The 23,995-nt window shown below is 48.9% G+C and carries 36 protein-coding genes; 9 read left to right on the forward strand and 27 right to left on the reverse strand.

All coding sequences use genetic code 11. The features are described from left to right. Positions 1-25: 25 nt before the first annotated feature. From GY634_RS11350 to GY634_RS11470, 26 genes are all read right to left on the reverse strand, one after another. On the reverse strand, positions 26-376 hold the full coding sequence (locus GY634_RS11350; RefSeq protein ID WP_242683690.1) for a hypothetical protein: 351 nt from the start codon (positions 374-376) through the stop codon (positions 26-28). Between the two features lie 2 nt (positions 377-378). Continuing rightward, positions 379-3,333: a phage tail tape measure C-terminal domain-containing protein gene (locus tag GY634_RS11355; RefSeq protein WP_166408642.1), complete on the reverse strand. Its 2,955-nt coding sequence runs from the start codon at positions 3,331-3,333 to the stop codon at positions 379-381. Then, on the reverse strand, positions 3,330-3,644 hold the full coding sequence (locus tag GY634_RS11360; RefSeq protein WP_166408643.1) for a DUF1799 domain-containing protein: 315 nt from the start codon (positions 3,642-3,644) through the stop codon (positions 3,330-3,332). Before GY634_RS11360 ends, GY634_RS11355 begins: the two co-directional genes overlap by 4 nt. 68 nt (positions 3,645-3,712) lie before the next feature. Next, entirely contained in the window at positions 3,713-4,129 is a 417-nt protein-coding gene (locus GY634_RS11365) for a phage tail assembly chaperone (protein WP_166408644.1), read from the reverse strand. 9 nt (positions 4,130-4,138) lie between these two features. After that, positions 4,139-5,074, reverse strand: a complete 936-nt coding sequence (locus GY634_RS11370) for a phage tail tube protein (protein WP_166408645.1) — start codon at positions 5,072-5,074, stop codon at positions 4,139-4,141. Between the two features lie 2 nt (positions 5,075-5,076). Further along, the gene (locus GY634_RS11375) at positions 5,077-5,265 is read right to left on the reverse strand and encodes a hypothetical protein (protein ID WP_166408646.1); all 189 of its coding nucleotides are present in this window, start codon (positions 5,263-5,265) and stop codon (positions 5,077-5,079) included. An 11-nt stretch (positions 5,266-5,276) separates the two neighbouring features. Further along, on the reverse strand, positions 5,277-5,690 hold the full coding sequence (locus GY634_RS11380) for a hypothetical protein (protein ID WP_166408647.1): 414 nt from the start codon (positions 5,688-5,690) through the stop codon (positions 5,277-5,279). Next, positions 5,687-6,016 (reverse strand): head-tail joining protein, encoded by a 330-nt coding sequence (locus GY634_RS11385; RefSeq protein WP_166408648.1) that lies wholly within the window; start codon positions 6,014-6,016, stop codon positions 5,687-5,689. The genes GY634_RS11380 and GY634_RS11385 overlap by 4 nt, the downstream gene beginning before the upstream one ends. Then, positions 6,016-7,020, reverse strand: a complete 1,005-nt coding sequence (locus GY634_RS11390) for a major capsid protein (protein WP_166408649.1) — start codon at positions 7,018-7,020, stop codon at positions 6,016-6,018. The genes GY634_RS11385 and GY634_RS11390 overlap by 1 nt, the downstream gene beginning before the upstream one ends. 84 nt (positions 7,021-7,104) lie before the next feature. Further along, a complete protein-coding gene (locus GY634_RS11395) occupies positions 7,105-7,455 on the reverse strand; it encodes a head decoration protein (protein WP_166408650.1) in 351 nt (116 codons plus the stop codon). Between the two features lie 2 nt (positions 7,456-7,457). Next, positions 7,458-8,576, reverse strand: coding sequence for a head maturation protease, ClpP-related (locus GY634_RS17155; protein WP_207625583.1), 1,119 nt, complete (start codon positions 8,574-8,576; stop codon positions 7,458-7,460). Positions 8,577-8,602: 26 nt separating this feature from the next. After that, the gene (locus GY634_RS11405) at positions 8,603-10,102 is read right to left on the reverse strand and encodes a phage portal protein (protein WP_166408651.1); all 1,500 of its coding nucleotides are present in this window, start codon (positions 10,100-10,102) and stop codon (positions 8,603-8,605) included. Beyond that, entirely contained in the window at positions 10,102-10,311 is a 210-nt protein-coding gene (locus GY634_RS17445) for a phage head-tail joining protein (protein ID WP_423227299.1), read from the reverse strand. The genes GY634_RS11405 and GY634_RS17445 overlap by 1 nt, the downstream gene beginning before the upstream one ends. Beyond that, complete coding sequence (locus GY634_RS11410) at positions 10,311-12,377, reverse strand: phage terminase large subunit family protein (RefSeq protein ID WP_166408652.1); 2,067 nt, start codon at positions 12,375-12,377, stop codon at positions 10,311-10,313. The genes GY634_RS17445 and GY634_RS11410 overlap by 1 nt, the downstream gene beginning before the upstream one ends. Before the next feature lie 3 nt (positions 12,378-12,380). Beyond that, positions 12,381-12,866, reverse strand: coding sequence for a terminase small subunit (locus GY634_RS11415; protein ID WP_242683691.1), 486 nt, complete (start codon positions 12,864-12,866; stop codon positions 12,381-12,383). After that, positions 12,866-13,648 carry a hypothetical protein gene (locus tag GY634_RS11420; RefSeq protein ID WP_166408653.1) on the reverse strand — a complete coding sequence of 261 codons (783 nt, stop codon included), beginning with the start codon at positions 13,646-13,648 and terminating at the stop codon, positions 12,866-12,868. The genes GY634_RS11415 and GY634_RS11420 overlap by 1 nt, the downstream gene beginning before the upstream one ends. 1,144 nt (positions 13,649-14,792) lie before the next feature. After that, positions 14,793-15,170, reverse strand: a complete 378-nt coding sequence (locus GY634_RS11425) for a hypothetical protein (RefSeq protein ID WP_166408654.1) — start codon at positions 15,168-15,170, stop codon at positions 14,793-14,795. After that, on the reverse strand, positions 15,170-15,532 hold the full coding sequence (locus GY634_RS11430) for a DUF1064 domain-containing protein (protein WP_166408655.1): 363 nt from the start codon (positions 15,530-15,532) through the stop codon (positions 15,170-15,172). Before GY634_RS11430 ends, GY634_RS11425 begins: the two co-directional genes overlap by 1 nt. Further along, positions 15,532-15,978 (reverse strand): DUF1643 domain-containing protein, encoded by a 447-nt coding sequence (locus GY634_RS11435; RefSeq protein ID WP_166408656.1) that lies wholly within the window; start codon positions 15,976-15,978, stop codon positions 15,532-15,534. The genes GY634_RS11430 and GY634_RS11435 overlap by 1 nt, the downstream gene beginning before the upstream one ends. After that, positions 15,975-16,706 carry a hypothetical protein gene (locus GY634_RS11440; RefSeq protein ID WP_166408657.1) on the reverse strand — a complete coding sequence of 244 codons (732 nt, stop codon included), beginning with the start codon at positions 16,704-16,706 and terminating at the stop codon, positions 15,975-15,977. Before GY634_RS11440 ends, GY634_RS11435 begins: the two co-directional genes overlap by 4 nt. Then, positions 16,690-17,016: a hypothetical protein gene (locus GY634_RS11445; protein WP_166408658.1), complete on the reverse strand. Its 327-nt coding sequence runs from the start codon at positions 17,014-17,016 to the stop codon at positions 16,690-16,692. Before GY634_RS11445 ends, GY634_RS11440 begins: the two co-directional genes overlap by 17 nt. Before the next feature lie 55 nt (positions 17,017-17,071). After that, positions 17,072-17,371 (reverse strand): helix-turn-helix domain-containing protein, encoded by a 300-nt coding sequence (locus GY634_RS11450; protein ID WP_166408659.1) that lies wholly within the window; start codon positions 17,369-17,371, stop codon positions 17,072-17,074. Continuing rightward, positions 17,368-17,712 (reverse strand): hypothetical protein, encoded by a 345-nt coding sequence (locus GY634_RS11455; RefSeq protein ID WP_166408660.1) that lies wholly within the window; start codon positions 17,710-17,712, stop codon positions 17,368-17,370. Before GY634_RS11455 ends, GY634_RS11450 begins: the two co-directional genes overlap by 4 nt. Further along, positions 17,709-18,257, reverse strand: a complete 549-nt coding sequence (locus tag GY634_RS11460; protein WP_242683692.1) for a Ref family recombination enhancement nuclease — start codon at positions 18,255-18,257, stop codon at positions 17,709-17,711. Before GY634_RS11460 ends, GY634_RS11455 begins: the two co-directional genes overlap by 4 nt. A gap of 2 nt (positions 18,258-18,259) precedes the next feature. After that, positions 18,260-18,547 carry a hypothetical protein gene (locus GY634_RS11465; RefSeq protein ID WP_166408661.1) on the reverse strand — a complete coding sequence of 96 codons (288 nt, stop codon included), beginning with the start codon at positions 18,545-18,547 and terminating at the stop codon, positions 18,260-18,262. Further along, positions 18,540-19,118, reverse strand: a complete 579-nt coding sequence (locus GY634_RS11470; RefSeq protein ID WP_166408662.1) for a hypothetical protein — start codon at positions 19,116-19,118, stop codon at positions 18,540-18,542. Before GY634_RS11470 ends, GY634_RS11465 begins: the two co-directional genes overlap by 8 nt. 66 nt (positions 19,119-19,184) lie before the next feature. Between GY634_RS11470 and GY634_RS11475 the strand changes: the two genes are divergently transcribed. Both GY634_RS11475 and GY634_RS11480 read left to right on the forward strand, forming a co-directional pair. Further along, on the forward strand, positions 19,185-19,355 hold the full coding sequence (locus GY634_RS11475) for a hypothetical protein (RefSeq protein ID WP_166408663.1): 171 nt from the start codon (positions 19,185-19,187) through the stop codon (positions 19,353-19,355). A gap of 69 nt (positions 19,356-19,424) precedes the next feature. Continuing rightward, positions 19,425-19,688: a hypothetical protein gene (locus GY634_RS11480; protein ID WP_166408664.1), complete on the forward strand. Its 264-nt coding sequence runs from the start codon at positions 19,425-19,427 to the stop codon at positions 19,686-19,688. 53 nt (positions 19,689-19,741) lie between these two features. Here the strand turns inward: GY634_RS11480 and GY634_RS17160 are convergent, their stop codons facing one another. Then, positions 19,742-19,978, reverse strand: coding sequence for a helix-turn-helix domain-containing protein (locus GY634_RS17160; protein ID WP_207625584.1), 237 nt, complete (start codon positions 19,976-19,978; stop codon positions 19,742-19,744). A gap of 21 nt (positions 19,979-19,999) precedes the next feature. Between GY634_RS17160 and GY634_RS11490 the strand changes: the two genes are divergently transcribed. The 7 genes from GY634_RS11490 to GY634_RS11520 form a co-directional block, all read left to right on the forward strand. Further along, on the forward strand, positions 20,000-20,752 hold the full coding sequence (locus tag GY634_RS11490) for a S24 family peptidase (RefSeq protein ID WP_166408665.1): 753 nt from the start codon (positions 20,000-20,002) through the stop codon (positions 20,750-20,752). 221 nt (positions 20,753-20,973) lie between these two features. Continuing rightward, on the forward strand, positions 20,974-21,285 hold the full coding sequence (locus GY634_RS11495; RefSeq protein WP_166408666.1) for a type II toxin-antitoxin system RelE/ParE family toxin: 312 nt from the start codon (positions 20,974-20,976) through the stop codon (positions 21,283-21,285). A 1-nt stretch (position 21,286) separates the two neighbouring features. Next, positions 21,287-21,685, forward strand: coding sequence for a helix-turn-helix domain-containing protein (locus tag GY634_RS11500; protein WP_166408667.1), 399 nt, complete (start codon positions 21,287-21,289; stop codon positions 21,683-21,685). Next, positions 21,678-22,199 carry a hypothetical protein gene (locus GY634_RS11505; protein WP_166408668.1) on the forward strand — a complete coding sequence of 174 codons (522 nt, stop codon included), beginning with the start codon at positions 21,678-21,680 and terminating at the stop codon, positions 22,197-22,199. The genes GY634_RS11500 and GY634_RS11505 overlap by 8 nt, the downstream gene beginning before the upstream one ends. A 108-nt stretch (positions 22,200-22,307) precedes the next feature. Then, positions 22,308-22,607 carry a hypothetical protein gene (locus GY634_RS11510; protein WP_166408669.1) on the forward strand — a complete coding sequence of 100 codons (300 nt, stop codon included), beginning with the start codon at positions 22,308-22,310 and terminating at the stop codon, positions 22,605-22,607. A 569-nt stretch (positions 22,608-23,176) separates the two neighbouring features. Further along, positions 23,177-23,614 carry a beta-sandwich lipoprotein gene (locus GY634_RS11515; protein ID WP_166408670.1) on the forward strand — a complete coding sequence of 146 codons (438 nt, stop codon included), beginning with the start codon at positions 23,177-23,179 and terminating at the stop codon, positions 23,612-23,614. A gap of 116 nt (positions 23,615-23,730) precedes the next feature. Next, a partial coding sequence (locus GY634_RS11520; protein ID WP_166408671.1) for a hypothetical protein occupies positions 23,731-23,995 on the forward strand: 265 nt, incomplete at its 3' end.

Genomic DNA, 23,995 nt, shown 5'->3' on the forward strand with positions numbered 1-23,995 from the left:
GGGTATTCCTTCCATAGTTTAGTAATTAGCCAATCATTTCCATTTGGCATTGGCCTTCCCATACAAAACCGGGTGAAGTCCATTTGACCTTGCCGCTAACAATGCGAGTTTTACGTGTAATTTTCGTCAGCGGGTCGTAGTACTCAAACCACCCCGCTCCACCACGCAGCTCATCACGCATCCATTCATCAAAACAGGCCTTTTCTGCCGCGCTTCTTACGAGCACTGTGGCATCCCGCGTAACGATAGCCTTAGTCCACCTAGCACGCTGCTTAGCAATCCCACCATCCATTTCGGTACGCAGTACACCGTAATCAGACTCATCAGAAAAACCATCCAGAAGGATATCGGCATAATCAGGAAATACAGGCAACATCGTTATCCTCCACGTAATTGCCGTTGTCTGGCATAGGGGCCATTTTTCCTATCATCCTCAAGCATGATTTCAATCACCATTCGACCTAACGCATCCTTAGTGATTGTGGGCTGTGATGAGGTAACCGGCTGGCTGGAATTGTTGATGATTTGTACTGATACAGATGGTTGCTGCATCAAGGGCGTTGCCACTGCTTTGCTGGCTTGCGCAACACCAGCATTTGCTGACAACGGCGTTACATATCCACTCTGCCCTGCCATCATCAGCATTTGCTTATTCCCGATAGTTAGCAGCTCAGGAATCCCTAGCTCGTTAACTTCGTACATTTTTCCTGCCGCGACTGGGCCGCCCATCGCTCGACCGCCCCCAAACCCATGAGCGGGCGCATAAGAAGTATCAGACACACCACCGAATAAGTTACCAACCAGTCCAGCCAACGGGCCTGTAATCGACTGCTGAACCGTAATACGAATCATGTCATTAATTATTGAGTCTGCCAGGCTCTTGAAGTCTAATTTCCCGTTGTTAACGAAATTACTCAAAGCATCTGCCATGCCAGAAAAAGCACTTCCTACAGAGCTAGCTACTGCTTGTGAAGATCTAGAAGCCGAGTCGGAGTAGTCCTGAAGCCCCTTAGAAAGCCCATTCACCCACTGACTTTCCACCTCAAACTTCTCAGCAGCTTTTAATTTGAGAATCTGAACCTTCTGGATCTCAGATGTCTCAAGCATACGTAGACGTTCCGCATATGACTTTTCATCGAGCTTTGTTAGCTCTGATTGCTGACCTTCTTCTAGCTTTGTCCTGCGTTCAGCAAAGTCACGACGTATCTCGTTTTCTTTCTCAAGCAGCTCGCGAGCGCGGTCACCAAGCCCAAGCCCTGCAATTTCTATATCAAAGGATTGGCTGAATAAATCCAACTCCCTCTGTGTAGCAGCAAAGATTTTTGACGATTCTTGAGCCTGCTTAATCGCCTTATCAGCCTCCTTCCATGCTTGCACTTGGTCAAACAAAGTCAAAGCACGCGCACGGTCAGCAGCCGACCCTGCCATCGTCGTAATTTTGTATCGCTCCGCCTCATCTGCCGTCATGCCCAGAACGGCATGCTGCTCAGATAGACGCTTAATCAGATTCTGAAGCTCAGAGGCTTGTGCTTTAGGCCCTTTTGTTTCAAAAGCCTTTCTGATACGCGCTTCAATATCTGGGGGGATCATTCCTCCAAATTCTTCTTTTGCTTTTGCTAACTCAGCAGCGAGCTTCTCGGCTTGTGTTGCGTACTTTCCTAACCATACACCTCGCGCTTTGTCTAGTTCTTCGCCCAGCAATCCCTGCGCTTCTGCAGCCTCCCTAGTTGCTGCAGTAAGTTGCAGCATGTGAGCCAAATGACCAGCGAGAGTCTTTTGAGCTGCAGCATGCGATCTTTCTGCGCCGTCTACCGCCCCCGCAAGATCAATCCACGACTGCACGGTTGATGGCGATATAAACCCCGCATTTTCTGCCTCTCTAAATATCCTAACTAGTTGAGACATATCACCCGCAGCTGAATCTACCTCTTCATAAAACTTTCGTAATTGCTCGCTCCTACCTACTCCTCCCTGACTCGCTTGGTACATAAACCCACTAAGCGCGGACTCAAGTTCCTCTTTGGCCTGCTCAAGCTTCGTCCTTTCTTCGCGTATGGCTTGTGTGTATTCCCCTCGCAGCGCCTCATTCTGCGCCACAGTTAAGCTACTCCACTTCCCTTTCAACTCATCTATGCTGCGCCCAAAATCACCAACCACAGATGAAGTATCCGAGAGACTATCCCGATAGTTATATACCGCTAACGCAGCGCTTCCCGCCAAGGCCGCTATGATTCCCACTGGTCCCATCATCAACGACATAGCAGCACCAGTTGCTCTAGCGGCCACACCAAGTGCAGTAACACCTACAGCCGCACCTCTGCTAACGCCCATCATTTCCATCAGGGCCACTTTATATCGTGCAGCAGTAATCGTTGATGAGATAAACGATGCGGACGTTGCCACAAGCGACATCACCAGACGTCCTGCCAACACTGTCGCCAGAAGCTGCACACCTACTGTTAGTCCATGAACCGCAGCCTGCGCCTCACCCGAACTAAGCACATCATTCAGCTCATTTAGTCCCGCTGTTATAGGAGCGAAGAAACCGTCCGATCCTGTTGCAAGGTCTCCTGCTGTGTTAAGCAGGGAGGCCCAAGCACCACCAAACGTATCTCGCGCTGCTTGTGCCGCCCCCTTATAGGACTCTTCCAGCGCATTGAGAATAATTGCCTGCGCTTCTGCTGTTCTACCTGTTGCTTCAAGGTGCTCTACAAGTTTTTTCTGTTCCTCATTAAACCTGAAGCCCTGCCTGGTCAGTGACGCTAAACCTTGGGAAGGAACATCAAGCGCTCGACCAATCGTCTCAGCAGCAGACTTGATTGTCATGCCAGTACGCGCGGCCATGTCAGCAGCTGATTGCATAGCTCTTGGAAACTCTGCCTTTGCTATACCTGTAAACGCAAGCAGCGTGTACTGAGCCTGCGTTATCTCACCACCAGAGAACGTACTCGCACGAGACATTGCTGCCGCCATCTCGTTTAGAGACTCTGTGGTCATAGTTGCCGACCGACCCGTCGACTCCAAAACAGCAGCAAGCTGCGCCTGCTCATTTTGCAGATTGATAGTGTTCTGGCCTATCGTTTTCAAAACAGAAAAAGCCGAATACCCAACAAACCCTGTCGTAAGCATTTTCTGAATGCTTGATACGGAAGTCATATCAAACTGCGAAAATGCGTCACTCAGTCCCTTTGTTGCCGCTGTGGCTCCCCACATTTGAGACTCAACAGTCTTCCCAAAAGACATGGTCGCCGCCTGCGCTACGGAGTACCCACGCGTAAGACTACCTGTATCGGCCGTAAAAACTACGCCGATAGTACGGTTTCTGTCGCTCACTTTGCCCACTCCTCAAGAACGGCAGACTCCATTAACCGCACTGCCTGAAATACTTCTTTGATTTTTTTCTTCCCACTAATCCCATTCATACGGATCGTGGATTCAATTTCCATGGAAGAAATACCAGTACGCACAGGACTACTCATCCCAACCGGTACCCATGTCCAAACCGTCGCTAAGTCAAGAAACACCCTTACGGCATTCTCGTTCTCCGGCCAGACCTCAAACGCCTCTACCTCTTGGCTGACAGACTGGGCTTTGATTGCGTCAATAACCTCTTGGGGCGCACCAAGATGCTCTAACGACTCCAATACCGACTCATCGGGGGAGAAGTCATTTGCCCTACTTCTCCCCCCAGTTGCCCAGAATCTGGCAGCCTCTAGGAGTTTTTTTCTTTCGCGCCTGAGTGAGCACTAAAGAAACCGTGGAACAGGGGCTTAACCAGTTCTGGGTATGTAGCAATAACCTTTTCAAGATTCGCTTTTGTAAGCTTCATCTCCTGCCCAGACTCTTCACTTACCCCGATCCAGCCAACAAGCCGTTCTTGAACAAGCTCCATATCCGTCTTGTATTTCCATACCTGCACTTTCCCTTTTTCGTCAGGGACTGGATCTAGGCCTTGAATACTACGAATAAAATTGTTGTAGCCGTTCTGCAGCGCCTGGAGCTCTGTCAGCGATGCATGCTTGTACTGGGCAACAAACTCGATTTCCTGAAGCTCGCCTTTTTCGTCATAGACCGAGATAGAAATTGGAAAAGCTACGATCGGGCGTTTTGTAACTACAAAAGAAGACATGCCTACTCCTTAGCGAACAACGATTTCAATTTCGTCGTTCCCATCTTTGGGGTTAACGTTTAGATCTAGGCCAAGCATTGCAGTACCGGAATCATCCGAGTAGCTTGGGTTGGTGATCTGCACCTGAGGAAGGTTGATTTCGATGATGTTCCCAGCAGTTACCCCATGAGTAATGCTTAAAGGCTGCTCTGTCGCCTCGATCACCATTTTCGGCCAGTTCAGCTCCGCAATTTTTGGAAGCCGCAGGGAGATATTGCCCTTGGGCTGACGGTCCGTAATTTCCGCACCTTCGCACCCGATCATGGACTTCCACTCCAACTGGTTGGCCACATCAAAACTCAACGACTGTAAGCAGCCGGTGTAAGCACCAAAAGACCATTCGGGCGTGTTCTTTTTGTTCACGCCCAATGGCTTCAAGAATGCTGAATAGTCCACCCCTGTCGGGTTAACTGCATCTTTAATGGGAACGTACTCACCTAAGAAGCGAAAACGCATGAACGGAATGCCTTTAGCAGAGACATCAAACGTCACTGTTCCACGAGCATTCTTGATCTCATGCAATAGCCCATCCAAGATGGTATGTAGGGCTATAGTTTCAAGCTCACCAGACACAGGCGTGTAGCGAACATCCACACCTTCTGTGATGGTTTCTGCAAATCCACACGCACGTAAAAGCGGCCCCCATGCAGGAGCTTTCCCCACCACACCAGCCCCTGCCAATTCAACCTCACCTTCAATTTGACCGTACTGCGTCGTCGCGATCTGCCCTGCGTTACCCATGAACGGACGCAGCAAAGCTCGCTCTACATACTCAGCACTTACGGGGGTGATCGTTGCATTGCGCAGCAAGATTGCGTTTGTGGCAGCATCCGGAACTGGATCAACCCCAGCCGTTACATGAAGCTTTGCTAATAGCAAAACCTTTTTCATAGACTTTGCAGCCATGATTACTCCTTTTTAAGGTTGCAGTCGCTGCACTCAGCTGTACGCTGAATAAGCGTTCTGGCACCTGTTTTAGGGTCGCGAATGTAGCTGCCCCCTAGCCCCTGATTTAAATCAGGCAGCGCCTCGGCACCGGTCACCGAAACACTAAGCAAAGCTTCGCCCTGCCCTTGTTCAGGCTCTTTGTTTTTCATGATGTGATTCCTTAATGACTCAGCGAGTCATCTTCTGTTTGGTAGGTGATCAGGTATATCTTTGCGACTACCTGACGTGTGAGGTCACCATCCGCATACTTCGGCTCTACAGTACGCAGCTCATCAACTTGAATAATGCTGTCTTCGGTATAGCCCATGATTACTGGATGTATAAGCTCGAACAAATACTCACAGGCCTCCAAGTGGTCTCTACCTGACGTGTGCACCATCACCTGAATCTCACGTTGGCGAGTAACACGATTAAAGGCCGCTTCTGGCACCACACGCTCAGCACCAGGCTGAATACTCACTAACGAAGTATCGCTGGCTGTATGCGCTCGTATAGGGGAGTCCTCTGTCTTGGCACCAGCACCCTTAACAGCTTCTCGAAGGCCGAGAATATACTGCCTAGCTAACGTACTCATCGCACTAGCTCCAACTCCACGCGAGTCCAGTGACCATCCCCCTGAACAAGCGGCACTTGATTTACACGGTAACGTTCAAACACCCCGCTCTTCACTTCCACATCAACCTCATCATCAAAGGCTAATGGTGTTGTTAGATCGCTGGTTGTGTACTCTAAAGAGTAGTTCGTGGTGTGAATATGGAAGCCCGCCTCGTCACGGATAACTTGAGGCCGGTCAAAGCGAGCCTTAAACTCGCCTGCCGGAGCACCATTAATCAAGCGAATGACCCGCTGACGCATGCCAGCCGAGTCAAACGCACGGTCAAAGACGCTGTTATCCCACATTACTTTGAGCCAGCCTGTAGGTGGATAATGCCTTGTGGAAGAGTTGGCATGTGCAAAGGATTGGACTGACTTTCAATTTCAATGCCTTTATTGAAGCGCATCGTCTCTAACTTAGAGTAGAACGGCACCCCCTCTGAATTCGCCACTTCCATGTAATCAGCCGGAGCAAACCGTGTAATGAAAAAATCAGGAATACCCACCGGGAAGGCACGCGCCTCTTCATCTGGGATGAAAGGCACTTTATTCAGGGACCCACGGTAACGCTCATAGATAACCCCGCCAAGCTCAAACTCATCCGCGGTGTGCCCACGCAACTCTGCTGCTTGCGTTGTATTTAGGTAGGTTTCACGCACCGATTTATGATTAATCAAATCCTCCCAATATTTCTTACCGCACAAGGCGCGCGCTTTTCTCACAGGCATACCATTTAATGCATCCGAGATTAAATCAAGCACATTTTCACTTTGCGTCCGAGCAAAAGTAGTTGCCTTATCCAACTGCATATGGAACTTTGTTTTTTCAATTCCAAACCGATCGTACACATCCTCCAAGACACTCGTACCGTCAGCATCAAGGATCAGACCGTTAATCGCACCTACTCTTTGCCACTCATGCGTTAAATCTAGGCTTTGCCTATGCGTGGTTAAGTATTGATTCAAACGTCTTTGCGCAACCTCCAACTCAGACATGCTTCCAAACGCTCGAATACCCTGAATTTCATCAGCCATCATCGTGGCAGTAAGTGGCAAATGCACTGTTTCGACAGTAATTGAACGACGCCCCTTCAATACAGTTGGTGTTCCAACACCTCCTCGCGGCTTCGCTGGCACCAGCATCAATCTTGTACCGTCATACTCAATTTTTGCAATTGTGCTGGTAATACCTTTCTCATCGAACAGGCCAAGCTCAGCTATGCGCCCTGGCACATGCTCTGTCTCCTGAATAGCAGCCGTCAGCGAGATTACGGAAAATGCTTCATCATCAAAAATTTCAATCTTTGCCATTACTGGCTCCTTTAAATCACCGCTTTCTGCGGCTTCAGAAATAAAAAAACCGCCGTTTGGCGGTCTCTTCGCTGGCGAATTTTTCTAACGTCCCACAATGCCTAGCGCTGCTAACTCGAATTGTGCAGGCTTATCCAGTCCGATAAGCAACTCTTTAGCCACCTCGGCATCACGCTTAATGCAAACCGCTTGACGCAGCTCCGTTGATGCCGGAAGACCTGCATAGAGCACCCCCGCCGCCTTTACCGGATTTTCTTCATCATCGCCCGGACCTTTGTATGGTTCATAATTACCATCTGCTCGTAAGGCTAGTAACTGACCAGCATACAGATCAGTTTCTACTCCGATCACCACAATGTTTTCGCGAGAACGCTGCCCATTTGCCTCCGACATCAGAAAGTCTGCTGCACGTGGCTTCTGCTCAGTAAATCCCATGATTACCCCTTTTTAATTAACGATTTTCGTGCAGCATAAATTTTGGAAGGGTCCAAGACTGGCTGCTGCGTAGCCTGCAATGAACCTGTATTTTCGCGTTGTAGGTTACTCACTTGAACCTGATCGGATGCTTGGACCACGTGATCAAGCAACCGCTCTCGGACTTGCTCTACACCCAAGCCAGCTTTAATAAACTCCGCAGCACGATCAGACAGTTTTGCTGAGGCACACAAACTCATAATTTGATCCGCCTCCTCCACCCTTGCTTCTGCTTGCTGAATACTTTCAAGCCCACCAGACAACAAAACCGCAGTTGATAGAGAGGGGATACCTTTTGTTTGGCACATAGAAACCACTTTTGCAGCCAACTCAGTTGCAGGTAGGCTGTTTACTGGCTCTGGTATAGGTTCAGGCGCCGGGGCTGGCTCAGGCTCAGGCTCAGGCTCAGGCTCAGGCTCTGGAACTGGTTCGGGCGTTGGTTCTGGATCATCGCTGTTACTCAACTCATCAATGAGGTTTTGTGGCACATCAGGTAAGCGTTCCAAAATCCCCATAGCCGCAGCCGATGCAACCATCTTGACCGGCTCTTCCATGACGGTACAAAAACCCATGGATTGCGCCTCTAAAGCATCCATCCATGTCGTGGCATCCATCATTTCAATGATTTTTTCTTCTTCCAAACCACTACGCGCATAAGCAGCCACAATGCCATTACGTGCCTTATCCATCATGTCAGCAGTAGTACGCAACTCATCTGCTGTACCGCCTGTGACGATCCATGCGTTATGGATCATCAGCATGGCGTTCTCTGGCATTACACGTTCGCCACCAGCCATGAAAATGAGTGATGCTGCCGACGCTGCCACTCCATCCACCCTAGTAATGACATGGAGTTTGCTGCGCATTAGGGCGTTGTAAATAGCAAAGGCGTCAAACACATTGCCGCCTGGACTATTCAAAGAAACCAGTATCTTGGTGGCGCCTGCTGACGCCTCATCCAACTGCTCAATAAACTGCTTGGCTGTAACTCCCCAGAAACCAATCTCGTCATAGATGCGTAGCTCTACGACTTTTTCACCCTCCACGTCCTTTGCTTGAAGGGTGTAAAAATGCTTAGGCATGTTGCCTCCGTAAATTAATTAATTCGCTACTGCACATAAGGTGGATCATCAAGGTCCGACTCCAATCCCTTATTACGCGCGTGACGTGAGTCGCTATCTAAGGACAGGCCCATTGAATCAGCCTGATCATTATCTGTGCGCATTTGCTCTGCAACTTCCTCTGGGTCTTCTCCCTGAGCAAGGATGATTGCCGAGCGGGACATAAAACCAGCCCTGACAGCATCAGTGTTGGCTTTTACGTCCTGAACAGGATTGAAATACGCCCAGCCCTGTGGAACCCACAGCACTCGCTTGAACAGTCTTCGATCCATGTATTTCACGGGGATAATCCCAGACAACGAAATGGCATCTATCCAAGCATTCCAAATTGGCCTACACCATTGATGGATAAACACAGACCACTGGTATTGCTCCACCTGACGATGAAACTCATTAACAATCACACGCAATGTGCGGTCGCTAATTCCTCGCAAATCACCTGATGTGGTTTCGTATGGCATACCTACCGAAGCGAAAGCCGCCATAAGTTGCTGGCGCATAAACTCTGAATAGTTATCAGGCGCCCCCGGTGGTGAAGCAAACTTAATGTCTGTGCCGTGCGGCAATGACGTCACTGACCCCGGCTCCATCCCGATAAGGTGCACCCCGTCATCATCAAGCTCAACTCCATCCCCCATACCCGCCGTAGGATCTGGGCCTTCGCTCTCATCGTCTCTAGTGACGACATAACCGGCAAACAGGTTGGATACCTCCTGACGAAAAGCCACGGCATCGTCGAAGTTATCTAGCGTCTTCAAGCGCAATAAGATGGTGGCCAGTTCTGAGACACCACGAACTTGCCCCGGCCTTAGCACTGGATAAGCATGCACCACCATATCTGCTGGAACCTGCCGCAACTCTCTGTAGCCCATCCCACCCTGCTCTGCTGGGTGTCTGTTCCACAAGTGATAGGACACACGACGACCAAGTTGGTCAAATTCAACGCCGTTTATGACTTCATGCCCATTAGGAAGGGTTTTGGTTTCCTCAACCGGTAGAAAATCACCCTCTAGCTGCTGCACCTGCATGGGGACCACCAAGTCATCCTCTGGACGGCGCAATCTAATACGCGCCAGAGTCTCCCCATCAGTAAATATTCCCCGTGCTGCCAGCGCCTGCTGCCCATAGAACCCAAGACGACCATCCGCATCAGACTCATTCACCCAATCTCGCCATAGCTCCTTGAGGTCTTTGCGAACCCCTGCGTCTGGATGTCTTGGGTAGGGCTGTATGCCAGTACCGATTACATTGGAAACCCACCGCGCAACAGCCGTTTTCGCCCATGGATCGTTACGTACTGCATCCCTTGCCCTACGGCGAATCGTCGTCAAATTTCCCGTTGCTGCGCTATTAGGGCCAGCGGCTGATGGGTTCCAGTTTTTTGACCTACTACCTGTCGCGCTACCTCCCTCATAAGCTGATGAGGATGCTGCATTTAGGCGTGTTGGCAGGACGAATCCAATCTGATTCAGTGCTTTGTACCGCATCACACCCCCTTGCCCTTATTCCGAATACGGAACACCCAAGGCTTGCGCCGTCCCTCACTAGCATTTATCTCAGCCACAATGTGCTGTTTTGCTTTAATAAGGTCAGCCATACTTGGGTACCGGACCGACTTATCCCCATACTTGACCTCTAGCAGCCCACTGGCAATTGCCTTGTTCACTGCATCTAAGTCTGAACGTGTGTACGCCATTAGCGTCTGCTCCGTAAGTAACTAGATGACCCCGTTCTCACCGCAGGCCGCCTGACACTAGAGGCCGGTTTTGTTCTGGGCTTAGAAACAGAAACGCCCGTCTTAGCGGGCGTCTTGTCATTTGTTTGTGAATCCTCATCCTCTTTAGGAATTGGCTCGTCGTCTTCTATGCCTAATTTGTCCATTAGGCGCTGCCACCATGCATCTGATTTTCTGGATAGCTCCAAGTGTTGCTCTAGCCATAGCGCGTAAACACTACAGTCTAGAACTTCGTTTCGGGTACGTATTGGCGTCCAAACTGAACGGCTGCCATAAGCTGTCTTACGTATAGCCCTTACCTCAGCGGAAAGCTGACGGAACCACTCATCTGACATATTTGCAGCAAGGTGAACGTAACCTGCACCAAGCTTCTCTACTTGCAATCTGCCATACAGCAAGTCCTTGGCCATATTGGTACCCACCCACCAAAGACGAACACCCTTCTTGCGCTTTTTCCCACGCCAGTCAATATCAACCTGCGTAACGCCATCTTTGATGTTTTTCTCACCAGTGGGTCTCCCTTTAATTGCATAAACACGTCTACGCACGTTTTTCCGCGCAAACTCATACACCGCATGTGTATGGTGACCACCCGTATCAATAGCAGTCGCATAGATTGGTATTTGCTCGCCGCACTCATGTAGGTATCTGCGCTCAAAAAGAAACTCCTCTAGCTCATCCCACACCTGATCCTCGGAGGGGTTACCAAATATTATGTGGTGATCAATCGACCACATTTGACCGCCTTTCCCAAAGCCCCAAACCCCAACCTCAAGGCGGTTGCCCTGAACGTCAGCACCAGCCAATAGCAGCATGCAATCTTTGGGTACCAGCTCATCGCTAATACCAGGTGCTTGGAAACCTTCGATTTCAGCGCGACGCTGCAAATCGTCAGTTTCAATCCTCTCAATCTCCCCTTCCCACGTGCGGCCTAAAGTTGTATTCCAAAAGGCCTGCATTTTCTCCATTTCACCGAATAGAGCTTCCTTGTGGGCTTTGAGAAAATCCTCCACTATTTCTGCCCAAGACTTTACCGGGCTATATGCAGTCCAAACATGAAAGGCAATTCTCAAGTGCGCATGCACCACTTCCCCTTCAGGACTCCTAAACACCCCATTTTGATCTATGGTTGTACCGTCATCGCCAACCCACACTCCCCTCTCAGCCACAGAAAGGTAATCCCCCTGAGTGCTAAATGCCCCGCAATGTGGGCATAAATGCTTGACTGTATCAGGGTCGCCCTCTACCCACTTGAATCCATGAGGCTCATCCTTGCCGCCCCATGTCAACGGGTGAAGCTCATCACAATGGATACATGGAATATGGTATTGATAACGCGCGTCCGCAGATTCGGCCTGCTTTTCCATTAAGCACACACCTTTCAACTTAGGTGTAGAGCCAATAATTAGCTTTGGAAAAGTTGCCCCTTCTAAACGTTTTTGCGCCAGTGTTGCTGGATCGCCCTCTCCATCAATATTGCTATCGAAAGAACTAAACTCGTCAATGAGAGCCACACTAACTGTCAGCCTACGGAAGTTATCAGCAGAAGTACCACCACGCAGATACAACATGCTGCCGATAAACTTCTTTAACTCTAGGGTATTGTCTTTATGCCTTGAATTTCTGTAAGGGAATATTGGATGCAACGCCGTAACGTCACGAATCATGGTGTCAATTTCAGACTTCACAAAGTCGTCTCGCGCACCATCCGTTGGCTGCCATAGCGCTTGGTTTCGTTTTCGATGCTCTGCGAAATAGCCAATCGCAGCAAGCAGCATCTTTGTATATCCAACCCTTGCCGATTTGATTACATTGACTTCATGGACATCATCACTACCAAAACAGGCCAATATCCCTCTCTGAAAAGGCCATGAACGCCAATTCTGTTCTTGCTGCGATGATTCTGCAGACAGATAAAAATTCTTCTCTGCCCACTGAAGAAGTGACATTGGCTCTGGTGCCGAAAACGCCGATAGCCCTCTACGCAGGGCACGGACAATAGCCGCGCGATTATCCGTGACCCGCATGTTTTACTCCTCGGTTTCTTCCCCTTCGATGTCCTCTAAGCTCAGGTTTGCCACCGCATTGCGGGCATGCGCTATTTCACGCCTAATAAAACCTATTTCTGCATCAGTTAAACTTGGTACCCGTCGCTTGATTGAACTAGGGATTGCGTCAAGCAAGGACGCGACTTTCACGCCGGAGCGCACCAGAACCTCTTCGATAACAGACACTGGTGCCAGTTCGGCGCGCCGCTCAAGGTTCGCCATTTCTACCTTGTCAGCTTGCGCAGCTCGCAACCTACCCAGTTCCTTGTCCGGGTCAAACCCCTCTGCATTACTACCTGTACGGCCTGATGCGATATCACGCAAATGCCCACAGTACGCAATCACCCAGTTTTCACCAGTGTCACGGACCTGCAAAATGCCACGTGAAATGAGCCCACTAACAGCAGGCTGCGTAATGCCGACCAATTGAGCAAACTTGGCCTGCGATATCCTTTTCGTTAGGTCCATTATTTCGCCGTCTTCATTGCCAAATCCAACGCGCTGTTGAACTCTCTATCAAACGCCCCGTCGTAGACTTCCTCTATCGACTCATAGAATGGTAGGCGTGGCGCATATACTGGCTCTTTATCGACAGCACGAAGCACCATTTTCAATGTCGATCCATGAATACCGGATTTCACATAAACGCCCGCGGGCAGATGCTGCTCACGGTTGCCAGACATAGAGCCCTTGCCGCGAGAAATGAAGTACACGACACCATTAATGCGTTTATAGCCATCCTTGCCACGAACATTGCGGGCAGTACGCTTCATGCTGTTTGGTGTTGCATTAGCTCTATAGCCCTGCTCACCAAATGCCTGCAGATAAGAAAGAACCTTTACTAGCTGCCCTCTAGACATATTGCCATAGGCGTCTTGTTCAGCGCCGCCAGCAGGCACGTAGTAAGTGCTAGGCCCCACTTGGGAAAGTGAATGCTCAAAACGTTTTTTCTTACGGCCACCACCATGCACTTGAGGCCAAAGGTAAGTGGATGCGGCTACACCCTTACCTGCAAAATCCTTAAACGATAGCTTAGCTTCTAACTTACGCTTATTTGCCCGCTCAAGTCTTAGCGACCGTAAAGTAAACGGAGTGGGTCGATCAAAGACATTAGGCATCAACCCCTTAACGTGAAGCTCAGCGGCTTTTGCTATGTTATTGAGGGCTATCGAAGTGGCATAAGGCACTTGCTTTTGAACGCGTGCTAAGTACGCAGCCTCACGTTTTGCATTGGTAGTGACGCGAGCCATACCCACCCCCTAAAAATATAACCCCCTATGGTCAGTAATTGACCAAAATATAACCCCCCCTGTCATTTCCGAAGGCGTTTTTTTGGGTATTTCCGCATAAACAAAGGGTTTCAGGGCAAATTATTATTACCCCCCTCCCCTTTCAAAAATTTCGTAAACAGAGACAGTCGGGGGTTAGAACTCCCCTTACCACATCCTTTTTTCTAGGGGCCCCCGGCTCTCTTCCAGATGAGAATCACTCTCATTTATAAAGATAAACCACCCATATCCATCCACACACACTAGACTTCGCTCCTCTATAAGCTCACGCGCCTCCTGCCAGCCAACAGCTTGAATCTCTTCCAAGCATATCCAACCAGGGGCATCAACTAATGCCACCCTATCCATCTTAGGCAAAGCTTCACGCTCAATGATGCATAGATAAAAACGCATGACGCACCTTTGGACTACTGTGATTTCAAATCGCACCTTGTCATGGCACACTATGCAAGGAGAACTTAGCTATAACCCCTGCCAAACCGAAGGAGTTTCCTTTAGATGCCTGACATACTGAACCAAACCGTTAACTTCCGGATAAATGACGACGTTATTGACATTCCATCAATGCGAAGCCTAAACCCAGACCAATATCTTGCGTATGTCGACCAGAGTCTGTTCTGGATGGATCATCATGAGGTGCTGAGAGCAACCATAGGCGATTACGCTATAGCAACAACCCAAGAGCAAATTGATCAGCTGATCATTTACCTAAACACAATCAAAGCTGATATGCCTAAGAAATAACAAAACCCGCCGATCTCACGATGGGCGGGTGTTTATGTAATTCTGCTTGCTAGTGTTCAAAACCTATAGACGCAACTTGGCTTGCTTGTATTGTCACACTTTGCGTCCCACTTTCCAACAACTCCATGTCCCACTTTCCACGAGTACATAAAGTGGCTTCCTCTTTCCACCTCATCGCTGCACTTAGCAACTACCCCCTGCTCCTCCAATGACTCAAGTACACGCCTTACTCCTTTACGCAACCTGTCCCTATCAGTTAACGACTTCGGCCTCCCTTTACCTACATGATTCACTATCTGAGTCATCCTAAAGCCACGCCCAGGATAAGCAGCCATTAAGTCCATCACCTCTTTTGCGTACTTCACCTGAACTCCCTCCAAACCTTTTTTCTAAAACTCAACAGCGCTAACTTGTAGTAATCCACTGTTATCCCTATTTTCCTACTGGCTGCTTCTGCTCTGATGTGGTCAGGCATGTTGCCGTACTCTTTGATGCGCGTGTACTCAGCATGCAGCACCCTGCGGTCCTCGTATGGCAGCAACAGGTATAGGCCCTCTACACGCTGCGCACGCTCATAGTTCACCGGCGGGTTGTCTTGCTCTTCCTCGTACACATCTTGTAGCGGGTACATGCACTGTCGAGGCTCCTGCACTACCCGACGCGGACCGGGCATGCTTCCTAACCAATGCATCCGCGCCCAGTTCTGTATCTCGTACTCGACCCATGAAGGTATTTGCATCACACCTCCTTGATTTCAATTCCGTGTACCTGCAGCATCAAAGCGCTTTTGAGTACAAACACATCAGTGCGCACCCCTTTCACATCCTCTACAACCTGAACACCGTCACGCATATAAACAAAGTCAGCGTAGTAGGTGACAACTCGAACCGCCGTACCATCTGACTTGCGCTGCGTAGGTATCAGCTCGTAGCGTTTCTGTAGCTCAAGATCAGTAATCTCCCCAGCCTGCAGTAATAGCTTTAGTGCTTGGTACCGCCGAGCCTCTTTCTTGCTATCGAACTTATGACCGTCTACAACCGTTTTAACGTTCTTGTACTTTGGAGTCTTCTTGCGCCCCCGCGCTGTTATGACTGCTGCCATCACAACCTCCAAGGAATCGGTTTAGTGCGAGCTATTGCATTGAAACGCTTTGGTCTGCCTTTTTTATCCACCCCAAAATGCTGCAGCGTGTTGCGATACCCTGAATCACGCACTAACTCTAAATACTGCTCGGCAGTCCTAGGTGAGCCATCCTTACCCCACCAGCACGCTATTACTGGCTGACACTGCTCAAGCTGCTCTATAGCCTTTACTCGCACTTCATCGCATAAATCGCCTGACTTAAAGTGTGGGTCTAGAAAAAGCACATCTACACCACCGCCACCTAAGTTTCTTGCCTTGGCCTCACACTCTCGTGACCCTACTGGATCGCTCCACCAAAATGGATGAAAGAAAACAAAACCAATAGCCGCAGACGACTCATCCCACTGCTTGCGGTACCCAATCCTTCTGCTGCCATCAGCAGTGAAAATATAGCCCTCGTTCACGCACGCACCTCTGCTGGAATGGCTATGCCGCGTTTCTCAGCTACTTCAATAGCATTCTGCAAGGAACGCATCGCTACATGCTTATGGTTTTTAAACACCCTATGCACCCAATCTAAGCCTCGGTTGTTGTTTACAGCGCCCCCGACCATGCTCATAACTTTCTTGTTTTCCTTAATGGCCTCTGCCTTGCTTACCACAGGAGGTGGCAGCGCCTTAACGGGTGCCGGTATCTCAGGCCATGACTTCTTAGCCAACTGTGCCGCTAATGCTTTCTTCCAGCGCTCCTGCATGCCTACGTATGAGCCGTTCATGATGTCGTGCTGACCGGCCGCTACCGCCGCAAAGAAGATGGCTGGGTGTGAATACGTGAAGTTCTCGCCCTTAGCTCTGGCCTGCATGCCTGCAACAGCCTCATGAAATGCAGTGCTTGGCTCCAAGTATGGTCGGCAAGCTCCAAGAAACTCTGTGAGGCTAGGCGGCTTAGGAAACATTGTCCGGCAACCCTTCAGCCCTGTAGCGATGTCGTCCGGCTTGATGCCTTCGTCTGCAAACGCCTCTGCCCATGAGATTTCCCAATCGGTGATTGCATCCATGTCCGTGAAATTGGCTTTCCAGAGGTACGGATACATGCCATTAAACCGACCGTACAAGTGCTCCATCAGCGTTTTGCCTTCCAGCTTCGCCACTGGCACCAACCAAGGGTTTTCCTGTTCAAACGTCGATAACATTTTCATCCTCCACTGGTTCTTGCTCTCCACCACGCTCTTCGCGACGACGACGCATTGCCTCGGACGCATTAAACTTCCCACCACTTGGTGCTGTCTTCGGTTGGTCTTTAAGCTCAAACAGCCCCGTCCAACCACGTTCAATGCTTTGGTTTACAACCTTGGTGATGTCATTGCCTGCTGCTCGTAGCTTCCCCAGTGTGTCCACAGAAAGCTCTTTGGCATCCATGGTCCATTTCTTACCCGACACTTTTTTTCTGTACCTATCCCACTTTTCCCAAAGCTCAACCGGTAACCAATCCGGTAATTCCAAATCCTCAGTGCGTGCTTTGCGCGCCTTTGGTGGTTCTATTACGGTTCCTTGATGGTTATTGATGGTTATGGGTGCAGGATTTGCGGGGGGTAGGTGTGTAATTGTCCGCTTTGATCGTGTACACGTTTGAACGACCATTACGATCAGCAACTACCAAAATGCCAACCTGTTGCAAAAACTTAATTGCGTTCTGTACCGCACGCTCAGATAAGCAAGTACGCACAGCAATGTAGGCAACCGAAGGCCAGCACACACCATCGTCATTGGCGTTATCAGCCAAGCTAATCAATACTGCCTTCTGACTCGCATTCATGCCCTGTAAAGGCCAACATTGCGTCATGATGATGGTGCTCATACAACCCTCACATACGTTCTAACTGGATGACCCTTGGTGTAGCGGCAGATAGATGGCATAAAGCCAATGTTATGCACCAAGCGGCGTTTAACAGCCAAGCGAGCCACCGCCCCCCAAGCGTTTGAGCTTGGCGGTACCAGATCAGGATGATGCTCGGCTACGTACAAACGAAAGTGCGTAATAGTGAATTGCTCGTCCTGCTTGCGCACCCATGCCTCAAACAAAGACATAATGCGATCGCTCCAATTAGGCGTAACGAAGTCAGCATGGTCTTTTGCCAACGCTATTCCTTCATCAGCCAATTGCTTGCCTGTGAGTTTTATTGGTATCATTTGAGTCATTCAAACCTCCGGTTGTTTTGAATCGCGCCCAGAACTGTCCCCACAGCTGCTGGGTTTTCTTTTTTCATGCCTGCAGCTTCTAGCGCTGCCTCTGGCACATTTACACCACGCGCTAGTAGCATCTGTATGCACTCGCGTAGTAAATCCATTTGCTTTCCGTAACGAGCCTCAAACTGGCCCTTATGCGGATGAACGGCAATGCGACCAGGTGCACCGGTACCGTGCTGGTGGTTACCTGCTGATAGTGGCAACACCAACCAGTGCGCGTTAGGCTTTGTTCGCCCATCAATGTGATGAATGCTCACCATCGGATCAAAGAAACCATCCTTCAAGCTGGCGATACAGCCCAAGCTAGCCATCTGATCGTGAAAGCGCTTCTGCTCTACTGTCACCGGACGACCTCTCATGCCACGCGATGACATAGGCTTCTTCTTGCTAGTCGTGGACTTTTGGGGGCGGTTCATGCCTCCCTTTGGTTCCCACGGTTTCTTAGCGCGTAGTGGTTTCTTGCTGGCCCGTAGAGTGCTGTTCCATGCTTTACTCATAGCTACACACCCGCTGCTGCTTTCAAAGACGATGGCAACGTAAATGCCAGCCCCTTTCTAGCTATCAAACGCACAAAATCAGCCGGTGGCAGCTTCGCTAAGCTATCGACACCAGTTGCTTCATAAATTGCAGCCTTGATCGCAAAAGTACGGCTTGCCTTGTCTTGGTCATGATTCACACCAAAGGCTTTGGCTACGCGTGGATTGTTAAACCAACCTAGTTTGAATAGGTCGGTGTAGTCGGTACCATAAGGTGGCTTTGCGCCCCCAATGAAGCTGGATTTAGTCATTTGGTACTACCATCCCTCTTTTAAACATCACCTCTTCAAGAGAAGCCCTTGCTCCTCGAGCAGTGCCAATTGCTTCACACAGCTCTTTATGTGCATTGAAATGAGCTTCCTCAGACGAGTTTTCACTTAGCGCAATCAGTGCCAGCGTCGCTTCGGTATTTTCTTTAAGCACAACTTGCGCTTTCTTATTTGCATCAAACTCCCCATCCGGACACGACATCATCATTCGTGGCGAATAACCGAATGGACGCAGAATTTCACACACATAGCCATAACGCAGATCGTTAGGCATTGCTGCCAGAACAGACTGCTCAAAGTTCATTGGCATAAAGTTGGATTCTTTGGTTTTGTCATCCAGCCAGCGGAAAATACGATCAGCTGCGTTCTTCGCCAACGTGAACGGGTCGCCATTGGTTTCAAAGCGAATACCTGTTACCTCGGGCATACCAAATTTCTGGTGCGCTTCCACAATTGCCAGCGCAACAGCCTCCCTACTTCCCACACGAACACGCCATAGATCCACAAAGTGCATCAGCGTTGCTAATTTCGAGCGGTGCGATTCATTTCGCATGACCATGATTCCTGTGTTGAGTAAAGTGCTTTCATGCACATAAATGAATAGATAGGGAGCTAACCCATGACCCAGACCGAACGCTTACTACAACAAGCCAAATCAATCTGCGCTGGCGTCACTGAAAACTCAGAAATCAGTGACCAACTACTGTGCTCTGTCTTTGAGCGGTTATGTCTTGAGCAGGACATGCGAGAACCTACTGAACCGCTCCAACACTCGCATGACCTGCATTAATGGGTGGTCAATCCCAGTCGGGTATATTCAGAGATTCCAATAACCAAACTTTTCCCAAAGGAATTGACCATGAGTGAAATCGACTCCGATAAAAAACCAAACCTATCCGGATTAGCTCAGCTCGCTGCTAGAGTTGATGCTCTATTGCTGATAAATGCGGTGCTCATCGACGCAGCGAAAGACCAACCGTTGATGAAAGAGAAGATTCAGGCGGCATACAACGCACACATGAACAATCTACAAAAAGAGGGCAGGAAAGATCTTTTTGAACCCCTGATACAGCACGAGCTAAAGAAGTTTGTTCCGTCAGCTCTCGTACCACCAGCGAGGTAACCCAAAGCTCTAGCGCGGGTCGGATCAACCACAGAACAAAACGAGCATATAAATTACGCATGACTGGACTCCTTGGGGGTGGACTGGTTTGTTTTATCTGTAATTAGTTGCCTTGCTACTCTCGGCCACTGAGATGGATTCTCCAGTGCTATGGCCGCAATAACTCGATCCGCAATCGCCGGAGTCAGGTCATCTGGCCACTTCATGACAGCCTGGTACGTGATACCTATTTTTTGGGCAGCCAGCGATACTGAGCCACCAAGAAGTTTGATTGCGGTTTCTTTTTTCATGCACAAATTGAACCATAGTTCATGTTATTTCGCAACTATAGTTCTCAACTATTAGCTTATATTTCAACCATGGTTGATTACTCAGAAAGACTCGTTTGGGCAATGAAACGCGCTGGCGCTGATGAGCGCTGGCTATCAGGCCGTCTAGGTGTTTCATATCAAGCTGTAAAAAAAGTCGTGGATGGCAAGTCGTCAGCACTAAACGCCGCTAATAATTCATTTGCAGCAAGACTTCTTGGCGTCAACAGCGACTGGCTTGCTACTGGGGATGGCGAACCCGAGTCGGAGCCTAGCAATGAGGTAATCCCTGTAACGCGAAACCTGCCCATCCCATCTGGATACGTCCGCTTGGAGCATCTATCACCGCAACCCTCAATGGGTAATGGGATGCTGTCCAGCGAGGCTGTGCAGGTAGTTCAGCACTTAGATGTTTTAGAGCGTTGGGCACGTGCGGAGCTAGGCACAACCAATCCTGAACGCGTAAAAATCATGACCGGTGTTGGCAGAAGTATGCAGCCCACTATCCACCATGAAGATCTAGTTTTTGTCGATGTTAGTTTGCGAGAAATCGATCGCGAGGGGTTGTACGTACTAGATGTTGCTGGTCGATTTATATTGAAACGAGCAAGAATACTCGCCAGCGGTACTTTAATTATCAGTAGCGATAACAAGGATGAGTACCCAGACGAGGAGCGCTATGACCTTAGAACCGCATCAGACACAATAATAGTATGCGCAAAAGTTCTGGCTTGGTGGACTCTTCGTAAGGGGTAGCCACCCAGCAGTAACACCGCGCAGAAGGTCGGATTATGCGCCCTATGTTGAGAATATAACTAGATTTAGTTGGTGTTTCATTAATAGCAAACATCAACAAGTTTACTTAAAAGTAAAATATGACATGCTATACTGTAATCAGCAAAAGCACTTCACCCTCAACCGTGAGGGAGGTTCGTGCTTACACCGAGATTAGAGATAGCTTTCAGCATGACATTCCTGTGCTGACATTTCTTGAACAAATGAGTAAGCAGTCCGAGCACTCAGCGCATGTTAAAAAGTTCAAAATAATGTTTAAGCGTTTTGCTGACCAAGGTCACGCAGGCCTAACTAGTGAAATGTTTCATCAAGCCGGAACCGTTGGCAAGCTAACAGTTATGCGATTCTCGAGCGGCAGCTTAAGGGTATATTGCTTTTACGATGGCCCGCATATAGTTTTAGCACACGCCGCCCTAAAGAAATCTCAAAAAACCAGCGACTCTGACCTAAATAGTGCAGCAGCCGTTGAGAAAAAGTACAACCAAGGAGTTTAATATGAGCACGCCTACCCCCAACGAGCTTCAATGGTTTTTATCCTCAGACGAATCATCTTTTGAGGCATTGAAGGTGGAGATAGCCGTTCAAATTGAAAAGGCCCTTGATGAGAATAATTTCTCACGATCTGATTTGGCCAAGCTAACTAATAGATCAAGGTCTTGGGTAACTAAGGTTATGAGCGGAGACTCCAATCTAACCCTGGAAACTCTTTGTTTACTAGCTGGTGCATTAAAAAAAGAAATTCTCGTAGAGTTTGTGGATGCCGAACCTTTAAAGACAATACCCATTAAATATGAGTATTCTTTCAAAAACAAGCGACATGATTCATTAAAGACCATTACACCTAAGCTTCTGGATACCGTAGATACTGTTTTTGAGATGCACTGCCATGAGTGAGACGAAAATTAGGGACCAAAAGGAACTTTATAGAGTAATCAGAGCGTTAGAGTTGAAAAGCTTACACCAGAGGAGCTTCTCGGTCGATGTAAATGAACAGTACTCTGGAATCAAAGAAGATACTGTTAGTCTGATGAAATGGGCCCCAACGCGTTATAGTTTTGCTGAGCCGTCCAGTGATGAGGACAACTCCTCTACTATAGCTCTTGATATCGGAACTACTCTCATTATTGCTGACTCAGATGCAGTAAACGACGATGACGATGATAACTCAACCCTGATTCCAGAAAAGGTTATAGCAACTCTCAACTCCACATTTAGACTCGTCTTCTTCTCTAAAGAGAAAATTACTCTATCTGAATCAGAGATATCCATACTTGGCCGAAGCAGAGTTCTTTTTGACATCTGGCCATACTGGAGAGAGTTTGTAGGTCAATCCTGCTTCAGGAGCAATCTCCCTGTTATTGACTTCCCGCCTTTCGGGCCCGATATTGTTAAATATAACCTCTCTTAGAAAGATCATATCTATTCGCGGCCGCCTCTCTAGGCGGCTTTTTTGTGGGCTGAGCCATCCGCCCCCATCGGTTATAGTCTAGCTATCTTTTTATCAGGGAGATATCACATGGAAAGAAAAGCATCTGGAGCGCTAGTTAATATAGCGATACTTTTGGTCATAGCCACCATCATCGCTTCTGTTGTTCTGCTTGCTATGTATGGAAAAACAATAGTAATTAACCCAGGCAACCCAAGCTTTGGCATATCCTCCAGGATTGATAAGGTAATTAATTGGCCTCTAGTTATAGGGCTTGGTTTTGGAGTCTTTTATACCGTACTCCTCGCAGTTTTAGCAGAACGCATATCCAGCACTAATGACCTTATAGTCGATATTCACAATAAGCTTAAGGCTAGTCAGCCAGACTAACCGAAGCCAATCTCTCACGCCTAAGCCCTCGCAATGAGGGCTTTTTTGCGTCCACCGCATAGTTTCATCCATTGATCCTCGGCTCTCTCCCTCTGTTTTTCACTGCCACTCCACATGATCTGAACTTAAGTTTAAACTATAGTTGACATAGCAAAATGAACTATGGTTCAATTAAATCATCAACTCACCAAAGCCTAGCCCGAAGGGCAGCCCAACAGAGTTGCAAACGATCTTTAACAACAAGCAGTGTGGACCACACCGACCCAGCATTACCGGGGGCGGCGAATAACGGCACACAAAGACGCCACGCGCCACGCTGTGAAGTGTTTGGTGCGGAAGGGAAACGGCTGCGCCCAGGCACAAAGAAAAGCAAAAAACCGAATAGATACATTCCTGCGATTGGCGTGAGGCCTACAACATGCGCAGGGTTCGGCGCCCCCCTGATGATTTTGGTAGGGGGCGGTAAGGAAACCGTGCCGCAGCATTTACGGAACCACGCAACACCAACGGCCTAGCGATAGGCCGCTTTGGTAAGCATCAATGGTGGTGCTTACTGAAGCGAGGAACCGATGAAGAACATCACGAAAGCAGCTGTTGTGTTTATTGCAGCGGCACTGCTAGCTGGATGCAACACCGACGATGCAAAAATCGCTGCACGCAACGTCTCTAAAGCTGCAGATCAGTTTGAAGTTAACCGCCGTATTGTGTTCTACAACGGCATCACCGACCGATACATGCTCAGTATCGAGGGCTTGTGCAGCGTTGAAACCAGCCAGTCCGGCCACGTTCTACACGTAACCTGCAAGGTAGGTCGCAGCTCATTCAAGAAACACATGCTCGGCCTTTCCGATAACGTGACCTTCTTTGTAGAGCACCTAGAGCCTACTCCCGCAAGTATGTACCACTACCGAGTAGTGTTCAAACCCCAATCCATACTGCCAGACATTGATTTTCGCGGTAGCGTCGGGGCTGCTATTGACGCCCTGACACCAGACTCATCCGACTAACCGCCCCCCCTAGCCCTCTCTACAGGGCTTTTTGGCAGGCGCTCTGCATGGGGGTCGGTTCCCCATCGCTTACGTAGGCTTTGCAGAGCGTCTACCAAAACCAAATAGGAGGTCATATGACCAATAAGACTGTTTTGAGTGATAACCAAGTCACTAGACTTTCTCTTTCTCTCAAGTTTCAGCCAAGTGGTTCGCAGCCTAAAGATTTTCTACTTAGGTGTGATTTGGTTCGAGAGATCGAGCAAGCCTTACTGCAATCCCCTGAGATACAAGGTGTTATGGATGCCTCAAAAACAGTAAGTAAAGTGTTTTGGGCTACGCATCTTGAGTATGAGAAATTGCATGTAGCTATCAAGATGCTGGATGCCGCTATAGCCGCAA

The organism is Paenalcaligenes suwonensis, assembly GCF_011290505.1.
Lineage (GTDB): Bacteria > Pseudomonadota > Gammaproteobacteria > Burkholderiales > Burkholderiaceae_B > Paenalcaligenes > Paenalcaligenes suwonensis.

Bases quoted from the DNA above. Each gene is read 5' to 3' on its own strand.
- GY634_RS11350 (WP_242683690.1), bottom strand. From the start codon at position 376: ATGTTGCCTGTATTTCCTGATTATGCCGATATCCTTCTGGATGGTTTT.
- GY634_RS11365 (WP_166408644.1), bottom strand. From the start codon at position 4,129: ATGTCTTCTTTTGTAGTTACAAAACGCCCGATCGTAGCTTTTCCAATT.
- GY634_RS11370 (WP_166408645.1), bottom strand. From the start codon at position 5,074: ATGGCTGCAAAGTCTATGAAAAAGGTTTTGCTATTAGCAAAGCTTCAT.
- GY634_RS11375 (WP_166408646.1), bottom strand. From the start codon at position 5,265: ATGAAAAACAAAGAGCCTGAACAAGGGCAGGGCGAAGCTTTGCTTAGT.
- GY634_RS11380 (WP_166408647.1), bottom strand. From the start codon at position 5,690: ATGAGTACGTTAGCTAGGCAGTATATTCTCGGCCTTCGAGAAGCTGTT.
- GY634_RS11385 (WP_166408648.1), bottom strand. From the start codon at position 6,016: ATGTGGGATAACAGCGTCTTTGACCGTGCGTTTGACTCGGCTGGCATG.
- GY634_RS11390 (WP_166408649.1), bottom strand. From the start codon at position 7,020: ATGGCAAAGATTGAAATTTTTGATGATGAAGCATTTTCCGTAATCTCG.
- GY634_RS11395 (WP_166408650.1), bottom strand. From the start codon at position 7,455: ATGGGATTTACTGAGCAGAAGCCACGTGCAGCAGACTTTCTGATGTCG.
- GY634_RS17155 (WP_207625583.1), bottom strand. From the start codon at position 8,576: ATGCCTAAGCATTTTTACACCCTTCAAGCAAAGGACGTGGAGGGTGAA.
- GY634_RS11405 (WP_166408651.1), bottom strand. From the start codon at position 10,102: ATGCGGTACAAAGCACTGAATCAGATTGGATTCGTCCTGCCAACACGC.
- GY634_RS17445 (WP_423227299.1), bottom strand. From the start codon at position 10,311: ATGGCGTACACACGTTCAGACTTAGATGCAGTGAACAAGGCAATTGCC.
- GY634_RS11410 (WP_166408652.1), bottom strand. From the start codon at position 12,377: ATGCGGGTCACGGATAATCGCGCGGCTATTGTCCGTGCCCTGCGTAGA.
- GY634_RS11415 (WP_242683691.1), bottom strand. From the start codon at position 12,866: ATGGACCTAACGAAAAGGATATCGCAGGCCAAGTTTGCTCAATTGGTC.
- GY634_RS11420 (WP_166408653.1), bottom strand. From the start codon at position 13,648: ATGGCTCGCGTCACTACCAATGCAAAACGTGAGGCTGCGTACTTAGCA.
- GY634_RS11425 (WP_166408654.1), bottom strand. From the start codon at position 15,170: ATGCAAATACCTTCATGGGTCGAGTACGAGATACAGAACTGGGCGCGG.
- GY634_RS11430 (WP_166408655.1), bottom strand. From the start codon at position 15,532: ATGGCAGCAGTCATAACAGCGCGGGGGCGCAAGAAGACTCCAAAGTAC.
- GY634_RS11440 (WP_166408657.1), bottom strand. From the start codon at position 16,706: ATGTTATCGACGTTTGAACAGGAAAACCCTTGGTTGGTGCCAGTGGCG.
- GY634_RS11450 (WP_166408659.1), bottom strand. From the start codon at position 17,371: ATGAGCACCATCATCATGACGCAATGTTGGCCTTTACAGGGCATGAAT.
- GY634_RS11455 (WP_166408660.1), bottom strand. From the start codon at position 17,712: ATGACTCAAATGATACCAATAAAACTCACAGGCAAGCAATTGGCTGAT.
- GY634_RS11460 (WP_242683692.1), bottom strand. From the start codon at position 18,257: ATGAGTAAAGCATGGAACAGCACTCTACGGGCCAGCAAGAAACCACTA.
- GY634_RS11465 (WP_166408661.1), bottom strand. From the start codon at position 18,547: ATGACTAAATCCAGCTTCATTGGGGGCGCAAAGCCACCTTATGGTACC.
- GY634_RS11470 (WP_166408662.1), bottom strand. From the start codon at position 19,118: ATGCGAAATGAATCGCACCGCTCGAAATTAGCAACGCTGATGCACTTT.
- GY634_RS11475 (WP_166408663.1), top strand. From the start codon at position 19,185: ATGACCCAGACCGAACGCTTACTACAACAAGCCAAATCAATCTGCGCT.
- GY634_RS11480 (WP_166408664.1), top strand. From the start codon at position 19,425: ATGAGTGAAATCGACTCCGATAAAAAACCAAACCTATCCGGATTAGCT.
- GY634_RS17160 (WP_207625584.1), bottom strand. From the start codon at position 19,978: ATGAAAAAAGAAACCGCAATCAAACTTCTTGGTGGCTCAGTATCGCTG.
- GY634_RS11490 (WP_166408665.1), top strand. From the start codon at position 20,000: ATGTTATTTCGCAACTATAGTTCTCAACTATTAGCTTATATTTCAACC.
- GY634_RS11500 (WP_166408667.1), top strand. From the start codon at position 21,287: ATGAGCACGCCTACCCCCAACGAGCTTCAATGGTTTTTATCCTCAGAC.
- GY634_RS11505 (WP_166408668.1), top strand. From the start codon at position 21,678: ATGAGTGAGACGAAAATTAGGGACCAAAAGGAACTTTATAGAGTAATC.
- GY634_RS11510 (WP_166408669.1), top strand. From the start codon at position 22,308: ATGGAAAGAAAAGCATCTGGAGCGCTAGTTAATATAGCGATACTTTTG.
- GY634_RS11515 (WP_166408670.1), top strand. From the start codon at position 23,177: ATGAAGAACATCACGAAAGCAGCTGTTGTGTTTATTGCAGCGGCACTG.